This window comes from Burkholderia sp. Tr-20355 (assembly GCF_017104685.1).
Classification (GTDB): Bacteria; Pseudomonadota; Gammaproteobacteria; order Burkholderiales; family Burkholderiaceae; genus Burkholderia; species Burkholderia seminalis.
In genome coordinates this window covers 1-12,054 of record NZ_JAAGPK010000209.1, presented here as the reverse complement: position 1 = coordinate 12,054, position 12,054 = coordinate 1, and the positions used below count along the sequence as shown (strand labels likewise).

Below are 12,054 nucleotides of genomic sequence, written 5' to 3'. Positions count from 1 at the left end.
TCCCGTCGGCGAGTGCCGCCGCGCTGTCGACCCGCTGGGCCGCGGTGCCGCACGGCCAGCCGAGCGCATCGACGAGCGCGGCGAGCGCGACGTCGTCCACCCGCCGCGCGACGCCGCCGGCGTCGGTCCAGTCGGTTTCGAGGCCGGCCGCGTGTGCGAGTACCGCGATCGAGACGTCGGTCGTCATGATCCTCCCAGTCCGTTCGCGCGGTGATGCCGCGCATCGTGGTTGACCGCGCCGTCGCGCCACGCGATGCAGGCACGTGGCGGCATCCGCAAGTCGCGCAGCCGGTCGCGGGCGCGCGGTGGCGTCTCGAACACGAGCTTGCCGACCGGCAGCGCGGGCAGCACCGCATCGTGCGGGCCGAGGTTCAGCGCGATCGTCAGCGTGCTGCCGTCGCCGAGCCGCCAGCGCGCGACGAGTGCCTGCGGCTCGTCGTCGCCCGCGAGCAGGTCGACGCCGAGCACGTGCGCGCCGGGCAGATGCGGCGCCACGAGCGCCATGCGCACGGCCAGCGCGCTGCGGTAGAAGCGCTGCCAGGCGGCCGCGTCGGCCCAGGAGTCGTCGGGCGGGTGGTGCAGCGACGACCGGACGAAGGTCGCGATGTCGTTCGGATCGGGAATCCGGTCGCGATGCGCGGGATCGGCGAACGCGGGAAACGCCGCGAATTCGCGGCGCCGGCCTTCGCGCACGGCATCGGCAAGCGCGCCGCGATAGTCGGTGAAGAACTGGAACGGCTGCGTGCTGCCGTCTTCCTCGCCCATGAACAGCAGCGGGATCGGCGGCGCGAGCAGCATCAGCGCGGTGACCGCGCGTACCGCGTCGTCGTTCGCGAGCGCGCGCAGGCGTTCGCCGAACGCGCGGTTGCCGATCTGGTCGTGGTTCTGCAGGAACGTGACGAACGCGGTGGGCGGCAGGTGCGCGCTCGGCTCGCCGCGCGCGGCGCCGTCGTGCAGCGGCGACGGCTCGCCCTGGTACGCGAACCCTTCGGCGAGCGTGCGGGCGAAATGGCGCAGCGGCGCGTCGGCGTACGCGCGGTAATAACCGTCGCGCTCGCCGGTCAGCAGCACGTGCGCGCTGTTGTGGAAGTCGTCGTTCCACTGCGCGTCGAACCCGCCGGGGCCGAGCAGGCTCGCCGCGTTGCGCTCGTTCTCGAGCACCAGATGGATGTGGCGTGCGTTGCCCGCGTACGCGCGCACGCGGCGCGCGAGTTCGCGCAGCCACGCATCGTCGTCGATCGCGTGCGCGGCGTCGATGCGCAAGCCGTCGACGCGAAATTCGTCGAGCCAGTACAGCGCGTTGTCGATGAAGAACGCGCTCGTCTGCGGGCACGAGAAGTCGATCGCCGGCCCCCATGCGGTTTGCCGGTCCGCGCGGAAGAAGGCGGGCGCGTAGCGCGGCAGCAGGTTGCCCTCGGGGCCGAAATGGTTGTACACGACGTCGAGGAACACCTGCAGACCGAGCCCGTGCGCGGTATCGACGAGCGCCTTCAGTTCCTCGGGCCGCCCGTACGACGTGTCGGGTGCGAACGGCAGCACGCCGTCGTAGCCCCAGTTGCGCGCGCCGGGAAACGCGTTGACGGGCATCAGCTCGACCGCGGTCACGCCCAGCGCGGCGATCGACGGCAGCCGCCGTTCGACGCTCGCATAACCGCCGCAGGCGCCGACGTGCAGTTCGTACAGTACCGTCTCGTGCCACGGGCGGCCGCGCCATGCATCGTGGCGCCAGCGATAGGCGCCCGGATCGACGACCTGGCTCGGGCCGTCCACGCCGCCGGGCTGGAAGCGCGACGCGGGATCGGGCACGACGAGACCGCCGTCGAGCCGGTAGCGATACAGCGCGCCGGGGCCGCACGGCGCGACTGTCTCGAACCAGCCGTCGCCGACGGGTGTCATCGGGATCACCTGCTCGCTGTCGTCGTGCAGCTCGACGGCGGCCGCACGGCTCGCGGGCGCCCACAGCCTGAAGCGCGTGTGGCCGGCATCGATGCAGGTGGCGCCGAACGACGAGTCGAATGCATGCGTGCCGGACGGGCCGGCGGAACGGGTTGTCATGGCGATCCTCACGAAGGCGGGTCGAGCGGCACGGCCGCGACCGCGATCGCGGCCGCATGCGCGGCGACGTCGAGACCGTCGGCCGGCCAGGTGCGCGGGCCGGCGTCGGGCGTGGCCGTATCGACCAGCACGCGATACTCGAGCACCGGTGCGGGCGGCACGAACACGATCGTCTCGGACGACGCGTTCAGCATCACGAGCAGCGCCTCGGTGCGCCCGGTGCGGCCCGTGCCGACCCGCCGCATCGTCAGCGCGCGGCGCTCGCGGTCCTGCCACGCGGGGACGGTCAGCGCATCGCCGTGCTCGTCGAACCAGCCGATCTCGGCCATCCCCGGCGCGCCGTCGCGATCGCCGGACGGATAGCCCGGCGCCGACATCACCGGGTACATGCGCCGCAGCGCGGCGAGCCGCGACACGAAGCGCATCAGCGTCACGGCTTCGTCGCCGCGCGCGAGATCCCAGTCGAGCCACGACAGTTCGTTGTCCTGGCAGTACGCGTTGTTGTTGCCGTGCTGCGTGCGGCCGAATTCGTCGCCGGCCACCAGCATCGGCGTGCCGAGCGCGGTGAACAGCGTCGCGAGCATCGAGCGCGCGACGCGCGAGCGTACCGCGCGGATCGCCGCATCGTCGGTCGGCCCCTCGACGCCCCAGTTCGCGCTGCAGTTGTCGTCGCGGCCGTCGCGGTTGTCCTCGCCGTTCGCGTCGTTGTGCTTGGCCGAGTACGACACGAGATCGGCGAGCGTGAAGCCGTCGTGCGCGGTGACGAAATTGACCGACGCCCACGTATGGCGCCGGTGGTGGTTGAACAGGTCGGCGGAGCCGGCGAGCCGCGCGGCGAGTTCCGGCCGCTGCCCCGCGTCGCCGCGCCAGAAGCGCCGCACGGTGTCGCGAAAGCGGTCGTTCCATTCGGCGAAGCCGGGCGGGTGGCGGCCGAGCTGGTAGCCGCCGGGGCCGAGATCCCACGGTTCGGTGATCAGCTTGCGCTGCGAGAGCACCGGGTCCTGCCGCAATGCGTCGAAGAATCCCGCGCCGGGATCGAAGCCGTGCGCCTCGCGGCCGAGCGTGACACCGAGATCGAAGCGGAAGCCGTCGATGTTGAACGCGGTGGCCCAGTAGCGCAGCGAGTCCATCACCATCTGCAGCACGCGCGGATGCGACAGGTTCAGCGTGTTGCCGCAGCCCGTCTCGTCGACATGAAACCGCTGGTCGCCCGGCACGAGCCGGTAGTAGCTCGCGTTGTCGAGGCCGCGCCACGACAGCGTCGGGCCGAGCTGGTTGCCTTCGGCGGTGTGGTTGTAGACGACGTCGAGCACGACCTCGATGCCGGCCGCATGCAACTGGCGGATCGCGATGCGCATCTCGTCGAGCCGCCGCGTCGCGAGATACGCGGGCTCCGGCGCGAAGAACGCGGCCGTGTCGTAGCCCCAGTAGTTGCGCAGCCCGCGGTTCACGAGCGCGCGCTGCTGCAGGAACGCGTGGATCGGCAGCAGTTCGACCGTCGTCACGCCGATCGACAGCAGATGATCGACGAACGCCGGATGCGCGAACGCCGAAAACGTGCCGCGCTCGGGCACGCGCAACCCGGCGCGCCGCATCGACGCGCCGCGCACGTGCGTCTCGTAGATCACGGTGTTGCGCCATGGCACGCGCGGGCGCCGGTCGGTGCTCCAGTCGAATGCCTCGTCCACCACCACGCATTTCGGCATCGCGGGCGCCGAATCGCGGCGGTCCAGCGACAGGTCCGCGCGGTTCGAATGCACACGATAGCCGAACAGCGCGTCCGACCAGCGGAACTGGCCGACCAGCTTGCGTGCGTACGGGTCGAGCAGCAGCTTGGTCGGGTTGAAGCGGTGACCATGCTGCGGCTGGTACGGGCCGTCCGCGCGAAACCCGTACACGGTGCCCGGATGGGCGTTGGGCAGGTAGCCGTGCCACACCTCGTCGGTGCATTCGGGCAGGTCGAGGCGCGCGAGTTCCTTGCGGCCGGTCGGATCGAACACGCACAGCTGGATGCGCTGCGCGTGGGCGGAAAATACCGCGAAGTTGGTCCCGAGGCCGTCCCAGGTCGCACCGAGCGGATAGGCGCGGCCGGCTTCGAGGCGGGCGGGCAGGGCGGTCGGCATGGGGCGAATCTCCGAGTCGAGGGAGCGGGAAATCACGCGGGGGTCAGCCACAGCGTCGCGAGCGGCGGCAAGCGCAGGGTCGCCGACCACGCCTCGCCATGGGCGGGCACGGCCTCGGCCCACACGGCGCCGTCGTTGCCGGCGTTGGTGCCGCCGTACGGCGCGGCATCGGTGTTCATCAGTTCGCGCCAGTGGCCGGGGGCGGGCAGCCCGAGGCGGTAGCCGGCGCGCGGCACGGGCGTGAAGTTGCAGACGGCGACCACCAGGTGCCCGGCGTCGTCGCGGCGCGCGAACGCGAACACGCTGTTGTCGCGGTCGTCGCCGATCAGCCAGGCGAAGCCGGCCGCGTGGCAGTCGAGCGCATGCAGCGCCGGTTCGGCGGCGTAGGTCCGGTTCAGGTCGCGCACGAGCCGCTGCACGCCGCGATGGGCCGGCGCGTCGAGCAGGTCCCAGTGCGGCGTCGCATCGTGCGCGAACTCCGCCCATTGCGCGAATTCGCTGCCCATGAACAGCAGCTTCTTGCCCGGATGCGCCCACATGAAGCCGAAGTACGCGCGCAGCGTGGCGAGCCGCTGCCACGCGTCGCCCGGCATCTTCGCGACGAGCGAGCCCTTGCCGTGCACGACCTCGTCGTGCGACAGCGGCAGCACGAAGCGCTCCGAGAACGCGTAGACGAGCCCGAACGTCATCCGGTCGTGGTGATAGCGGCGGTGGATCGGGTCTTCGTGCAGGTACGCGAGCGTGTCGTGCATCCACCCCATGTTCCATTTGAAGTCGAAGCCGAGCCCGCCGTCGCGCGTCGGCGCGGTGACGCCCGGCCACGCGGTCGATTCCTCCGCGATGGTGACGACGCCGCCCGGCGCGGCCGCGCCGTGCAGCGTGTCGTTCAACTGGCGCAGGAACGCGACCGATTCGAGGTTCTCGCGGCCGCCGTACCGGTTCGGCACCCATTCGCCTTCCTTGCGCGAATAGTCGCGGTACAGCATCGACGCGACCGCGTCGACGCGGATGCCGTCGACGTGGTAGCGGCGCGCCCACGCGAGCGCCGACGCGACGAGGAACGCGCCGACTTCGGCACGCCCGACGTTGAACACGCAGGTGTGCCAGTCGGGATGCAGCCCTTCGCGCGGATCGGCATGCTCGTACAGCGCGCTGCCGTCGAACTGCGCGAGGCCGTGCGGATCGTCCGGGAAGTGCGCGGGCACCCAGTCGACGATCACGCCGATGCCGGCCGCGTGCGCGCGGTCGACGAACCGAGCGAAGCCGTCGACCGGCCCGAAGCGCGCGGACGGCGCGAACTGCGCGAGCGGCTGGTAGCCCCACGATCCGCCGAACGGGTATTCGGCGATCGGCATGAATTCGACGTGCGTGAAGCCCATCCCCTGCACGTAAGGAATCAGCCGCTCGGCGAGCTCGTCCCACGTCGCGCTGCGGTTCATCTCCTCGGGCACGCGCTGCCACGACTCCGGATGCACCTCGTAGATCGACCACGGCACGCGGTAGCGGTCGGCGCGCGGCCGCGCGTGCATCCAGCTGTCGTCGTGCCACGCGAATGCGTCGAGCGCCGCGACGTCGGCGACGACGGACGCCGTGCGCGGCGGCGCTTCGGTCGCGCGCGCACACGGATCGGCCTTGTGCGGCAGCACGCGCCCGTCGGCCGCGCGCAGCTCGTACTTGTAGCACTCGCCCGCGCCGATGCCGGGCACGAACAGCTCCCACACGCCCGACGGCCGGCGCAGCCGCATCGGATGGCGGCGGCCGTCCCACGCGTTGAAGTCGCCGACCACCGACACACGCTGCGCGTTGGGCGCCCAGACCGCGAAGCGCACGCCGTCGATGCCGTCGATCCGTGCGGGCGTCGCGCCGAGGCAGTCGAGCACGGCGGCCGGGTCGCCGGACGAGAGGCGCGCCAGTTCGGCCTCGTCGAGCAGCGTGCCGAACGCGTACGCGTCGTCGATCACCTGCCGCGCGTCCGGCCAGTCGATCGCGAGCCGGTAGTGAGTCGCGCCGCCGTTGCGTGCGATGGTTCCCGCGAAGCAGCCTGCGCGATCGACGCACGCGAGCGTCGCGAGTTCGTCGCCGTCCGGCGCCAGCGCACGCACGCGTTCGGCGCCGGGCAGCAGCGCGCGCACGACGGTCCGGTCGGCCTGCCCGTGCGGGCCGAGGCACGCGAACGGATCGGGATGGCGGCCGGCGAGCAGCGCATCGATATCGGTGCGATCGAACAACGTATCGGTCATCGCGTGTCTCCGTCGTCGTCGGGCGGTCCGCCGTCGCCGAGCAGGCGTTCGACGAGCGCCGCGAGCCCGCCGACCGGCACGCTCAGCCAGTCCGGCCGGTTCGCGGCTTCGTAGCACAGCTCGTACGACGCCTTGTCGATCAGGAACAGCGCGAGCAGGCGGTCGGCATAGCGCGGATCGACGAAGCGCGCGGGAGCGAGATCGGCGGCCGCGCGATAGCAGTCGACGAAGCGGTCGGCGGCCGCCTGTCCGAAGCGGTCGAACAGCGCACGCTTGCGGCCGGCCGCCTGCGGCGGCGCTTTCTCGATCGCGAACTGCGCGGTCGCGCTCACGTACGACAGCGAACGCAGCAGGCCGGCGACGTCGCGCAGCGGATGCGATTTCGCGCGGCGGTGCGCGAGCGGGCGCGCCGGTTCGCCCTCGAAGTCGATCAGCAGCGCGTCGCCCTGGACGTCGAGCACCTGGCCGAGATGGAAATCGCCGTGAATCCGCAGGCATTGCGCGTCGAGCGTGCGCGGCACGAGGTCGCCGAGCGCCTGCACGGCGGCGTCGCGCGACGCGAGCAGCGTGTCGGCCGTCGCGCGCATCGCGGGGTCGAGCGTATCGAGCCGCGTGCGCAGCACGTCGAGCGCGCGCTCGAACGACGCGATCGCGTCCGCGCACCAGCCGTCGACGTGGTCGGGCGGGGCATGCTCCGGTGCGAACGCGGGGTCGCCGGACGGCTGCGCGAGCGCGACGTGCAACTGGCCGAGCCGCGTGCCGATGATGCCCGCGAACGCCGCGTAGCCGAGCAGCGCATCGGGTGCTTCGTCCGCGTCGGCCGTTTCTTCGTCGTCCGCGGCCGGCAGCGCGAGTTCGTCGACCGCCCGCCGCAGGAAGTCGAACGACCGTGTCCACGCGTCGCCCTGGTTGTCGACGTAGCGTTGCAGGATCGCGACCGTGTGCGGCGTGCCGTCCGGATCGACGTGCACGACTTCGCCCGCGAGCGTCGCGGTGTTCGCGTAGCCGATGCGCGTCAGATGCCGGCTCATTTCCGCTTCCGGGTGGATGCCGTGCGCGACCTTGCGCACCAGCTTCAGCACGATCGCGTCGCCGATCACGAGCGAGCTGTTGCTCTGCTCGGCCGCGAGCCAGCGGATGTCCGCGTCGTCGCCGGGATCGAGCGCCGCGAGCGCCTCCTCCGGCAGGAACGCGAGCCGGCCACCGTCGGCGGTCGGCACCGTCGCGCCGTCGCGCAGCTTGCGCAGCATCCCGCGCGCGAACGCCGGCAGCGCGAACGCATCGGTCAGGTACCCGACCGTATGGCCGCGCCGCACGCGCGCCAGTGCCAACTGCGCGAACAGCGGCTGCGAGGTCTCGCCGCCCCATGCGGTGGCGAGCGGCACGACGTAGCGTTCGACGCCGCCGTCGCTGGCCGACACCCACGCCTCCGCATACTGGAACGGCTCGTCCGGCATCGGCGTGACGACATTCAGCCACGCGTCGCCGATCGCGCGATCCTTCGACGCGAACCAGCGCCGCCGCGCGAGCCATGAAGCGAGCGCGTCGTGCGCGAGCGCGTGCAGTTGCGCGACGTCCGGCCGCGTTTCGCCGCGCCGCATCACCAGCGTCACGTATTCGGGCAGCGGCTCCGCGTGCGGCTGCCGCCACGACGGTTCGCGGCCGTGCTCGGCGAGCACGAACCACAGGAACCCGTACGGCGGAAAGGTGAGGAGATACGGGAGCTGACCGATCGGCGGAAACGGCGAATCGGACGTCATCTCGATCGGCACGCGGCCCGCGAATTCGGACAGGTCGAGCTCGACGGCCTGCGACGCGCGCGACAGGTTGGCGACGCACAGCACCGGCTCGTGGCCGTCCAGCTCGCGCAGGTACGCGAGCACCTTGCGGTTTTCCGGCCGCAGGAAGCGGATCGTGCCGCGCCCGAACGCCTGCGAGGCGCGGCGGGTCGCGAGAATGCGCCGCGTCCAGTTCAGCAGCGAATGCGGGTCGCGCGTTTGCGCCTCGACGTTGATCGCGTCGTAGCCGTACAGCGAGCCCATGATCGGCGGCAGCACGAGCAGCTCGGGGTCGGCGCGCGAGAAGCCGCCGTTGCGGTCCGACGACCATTGCATCGGCGTGCGCACGCCGTCGCGGTCGCCGAGGTGGATGTTGTCGCCCATCCCGAGCTCGTCGCCGTAGTAGATCACCGGCGTGCCGGGCATCGACAGCAGCAGCGAGTTGATCAGCTCGATGCGGCGCCGGTCGCGCTCCATCAGCGGCGCGAGCCGGCGCCGGATGCCGAGGTTCAGCCGCGCGCGCCGGTCGCTCGCATAGGTCTGCCACAGCAGGTCGCGCTCCGAATCGGTGACCATCTCGAGCGTCAGTTCGTCGTGGTTGCGCAGGAACACGGCCCACTGGTTGCTCGGCGCGAGCGCCGGCGTCTGTCGCATGATGTCGACGATCGGGAAGCGGTCCTCGCTCGCGATCGACATGTAGATGCGCGGCATCAGCGGAAAGTGGAACGCCATGTGGCATTCGTCCTCGTTGCCGAAATACTCCTGCACGTCCTCCGGCCACTGGTTCGCTTCCGCGAGCAGCATCCGGTTCGGGTATTCGGCGTCGATCGTCGCGCGGATTCGCTTCAGGATCGCATGCGTCTCGGGCAGGTTCTCGTTGTTCGTGCCTTCGCGCTCGACCAGGTACGGCACCGCGTCGAGCCTCAGCCCGTCGATGCCGAGGTCGAGCCAGAAGCGCATCACCTGGATCACTTCGCGCACCACGGCCGGGTTGTCGAAGTTCAGGTCGGGCTGGTGCGAGTAGAAGCGATGCCAGTAGTACTGGCCGGCCACCGGGTCGTGCGTCCAGTTCGACGTTTCGGTGTCGAGGAAGATGATCCGCGTGCCCGCGTATTTCGTGTCGGTGTCGGACCACACGTAGTAGTCGCGATGCGCGGAGCCCGGCTTCGCGCGGCGCGCGCGCTGGAACCACGGATGCTGATCCGACGTGTGGTTGATCACGAGCTCGGCGATCACGCGAATGCCGCGCGCATGCGCTTCGCGGATGAAGCGCCGCACGTCGGCGAGCGTGCCGTAGTCGGGATGCACGTCGCGGTAGTCGGCGATGTCGTAGCCGTCGTCGCGGCGCGGCGATGGGTAGAACGGCAGCAGCCAGATCGTGTCGACGCCCAGTTCGGCGATGTAGTCGAGCTTCGCGATCAGGCCGGGGAAATCGCCGATGCCGTCGTTGTTCGAGTCGTAGAACGACTTCACGTGCACCTGGTAGATGATCGCGTCCTTGTACCACAGCGGATCGTCCGTGCAGAGCGCGGGGGCGCGGCGGCGCGCGCGACGCCGGCGCGGCGTGCCGGCCGGCGCGAGCGACGGGAATTGCGCGCGGCGCACGTCGTCGAGGGAATCTTCGCGTTTCATCATCCATGGGCTCCCGAGGAGGGGCGGGCGACGTCCGGTGCGGGCGCCGCCGCCCGCGCGGCGTCCGGCGACGGCGCGAGCCGCCAGATTGCGTAGGGCCGCACGTGCGGATCGAGCGACACGTACTGACGATGCCCGCGCCACGTTTGCGCGTGGGCCGCATCCTGTTCGAGCGCGTCGAGCGGTTCGCCGTCGACGAGCCCGAAACCGCGCCACAGCGCGGCGTCGAGCGTGAAGTTCGCGGCCTGCGGATGCCACGGGTCGAGGCTGATCGCGACGACGACCACGCTGTCGAACGCCGGCGTCGCCTTCACGAACACGAGCACGTTGTCGTTGTCCGCCTCGACGAACGCGAGGCCCAGATGCGTCTGCAGCGCCGGGTGATCGCGCCGCGCGCGGTTCAGCCGCGCGATTTCCGTGCCGATGTGCGCGGCCTTGCTCCAGTCGCGCGCACGCAGTTCGTACTTCTCGGCGTTCGCGTATTCCTCGCTGTCCGGCAGCGGCGCCGACTCGCCGAGCTCGAAGCCCGAGTACATGCCCCACGAACCGGCCAGCGTCGCCGCGAGCGCCGCGCGGATCACGAACTGCGCGCGCGGCGCGTTCTGCAGGTGGCGCGGGTTGATGTCGGGCGTGTTGACGAAGAAGTTCGGCCGGAAGAATTCGCGCGCGGGGCCGGCCGTCAGCTCGGTCAGGTAGTCGATGAAGTCGCGCTTCGATTCGCGCCACGTGAAGTACGTGTACGACTGCGAGAAGCCGACCTTCGCGAGCCGGTACATCATTCCCGGCCGCGTGAACGCCTCGGACAGGAACACGACGTCCGGATGCCGGCCGCGCACGTCGCCGATCATCCATGCCCAGAACGGCAGCGGCTTCGTGTGCGGGTTGTCGACGCGAAAGATCCGCACGCCCGCGTCGACCCAGAACAGCACCGCGTCGCGCAGCGCGAGCCACAGGGCCGGGAGCGCATCCGGTGCATAGAAATCGGGGTTCACGATGTCCTGGTAGCGCTTCGGCGGATTCTCCGCGAAGCGCAGCGACCCGTCGGGGCGCCACGCGAACCAGCCGGGATGCTCGGCGAGCCACGGGTGATCGGGCGAGCACTGGATCGCGAAATCGAGCGCGATCTCGAGCCCGTGGACGCGCGCGGCATCGACCAGCGCGCGAAACGACGCGAGCGTGCCGAGCCGCGGATGCACGGCCGTGTGGCCGCCGTCGGGCGAGCCGATCGCATACGGGCTGCCGACGTCGTCGGGGCCGGCGCTGAGGCTATTGTTGCGTCCCTTGCGCGCGGTCGTGCCGATCGGATGGATCGGCGGGAAGTACAGCACGTCGAAGCCCATGTCGCGGATGCGCGGCAAGTGCGCGCGCACGTCGTCGAATGTGCCGTGCCGCCGCGGATCGTCGCTCGCCGAACGCGGAAACATCTCGTACCAGCTCGAAAAGCGTGCCTTGCGGCGTTCGACGTCGACCGGGTAGGCGGTGTCGTCGTGCGTGGCGAACGGGCGGTAGCGCAGCGCCGCGAACGCGTCGGCGAGCGGCGGCGCGGCGAGCAGCGCGCGTCGCGCATCGGGCGGCGCGTCCTTGAACTCGGCGACGAGGCGCTCCATCCGCGCGCGGGCGCGCGGGTCGACCGGATCGGCGAGCTTGAGCGCGGTCGCGAGCAGCAACTGCGCCTCGCGCAGTTCGAGCGTCACGTCCTGGCCGGCCGCGTGCTTCTTGGCGACGTCGTCGACGAGCGACGCCCAGTCGTCGCGCCAGGCGATCACGCGGAATTCATGCCGGCCGAGCCGGTCGAGCGCGACGCGCGCATGCCAGCGGTCGTTCGGCCCGGCTTCGAACGGGACTTCTCGCCACGCGTCGTCGCCGTCGGCGCGCCACTGGAGCGCGGCCGCGAGATGCGCGTGACCGTCGGTGAAGATCGACGCATGGACGACGAGCGACTCGCCGATCACGCGCTTGACCGCGAAGCGGCCGCCGTCGACCGACGGCTCGACGCGCTCGATCGCGATCCGGTCGGCCGCGAGCGCGGCCGACAACGCTTCGCGCTCGCGCGCGGCATCGGGGCGCGTCGTGACGGCGGGCGCCGGCCACGCGTGCAGCAACGCGTAGGCGCCGGGTTCGAGCGTCAACGGTGCGAGCGCGGCAGGCGGCTGCGTGTGTGCGCCCGCCTGCGTGGCGACACGCGTGAAGCCGCCGGGCACGCCGGGCAGGATCGTCGCGGGGTCG

Annotated in this window: 6 protein-coding genes; all 6 read right to left on the bottom strand. The window is 71.2% G+C overall.

The window, feature by feature from the left end; all coding sequences use genetic code 11:
- The coding region (locus G3N62_RS31375) for a hypothetical protein (protein ID WP_206141411.1) at window positions 1–187 on the bottom strand (187 nt) is incomplete at its 3' end.
- Window positions 184–2,055: a malto-oligosyltrehalose trehalohydrolase gene (gene treZ / locus G3N62_RS31370; protein ID WP_124669525.1), complete on the bottom strand. Its 1,872-nt coding sequence runs from the start codon at window positions 2,053–2,055 to the stop codon at window positions 184–186. The genes G3N62_RS31375 and treZ, both read right to left, overlap by 4 nt.
- 8 nt (window positions 2,056–2,063) lie before the next feature.
- Complete coding sequence (glgX, locus tag G3N62_RS31365; RefSeq protein WP_034190002.1) at window positions 2,064–4,178, bottom strand: glycogen debranching protein GlgX; 2,115 nt, start codon at window positions 4,176–4,178, stop codon at window positions 2,064–2,066.
- Between the two features lie 32 nt (window positions 4,179–4,210).
- Window positions 4,211–6,418: a 1,4-alpha-glucan branching protein GlgB gene (glgB, locus tag G3N62_RS31360; protein ID WP_124669524.1), complete on the bottom strand. Its 2,208-nt coding sequence runs from the start codon at window positions 6,416–6,418 to the stop codon at window positions 4,211–4,213.
- The gene (gene treS, locus G3N62_RS31355; RefSeq protein WP_124669575.1) at window positions 6,415–9,828 is read right to left on the bottom strand and encodes a maltose alpha-D-glucosyltransferase; all 3,414 of its coding nucleotides are present in this window, start codon (window positions 9,826–9,828) and stop codon (window positions 6,415–6,417) included. The genes glgB and treS overlap by 4 nt, the downstream gene beginning before the upstream one ends.
- On the bottom strand, window positions 9,828–12,054 hold a 2,227-nt coding region (locus G3N62_RS31350; protein ID WP_206141410.1), incomplete at its 5' end, for an alpha-1,4-glucan--maltose-1-phosphate maltosyltransferase. The genes G3N62_RS31350 and treS, both read right to left, overlap by 1 nt.

Coding starts and splice junctions, on each gene's coding strand:
- glgX (WP_034190002.1), bottom strand. CDS start 4,178: ATGCCGACCGCCCTGCCCGCCCGCCTCGAAGCCGGCCGCGCCTATCCG.
- glgB (WP_124669524.1), bottom strand. CDS start 6,418: ATGACCGATACGTTGTTCGATCGCACCGATATCGATGCGCTGCTCGCC.
- treS (WP_124669575.1), bottom strand. CDS start 9,828: ATGAAACGCGAAGATTCCCTCGACGACGTGCGCCGCGCGCAATTCCCG.
- treZ (WP_124669525.1), bottom strand. CDS start 2,055: ATGACAACCCGTTCCGCCGGCCCGTCCGGCACGCATGCATTCGACTCG.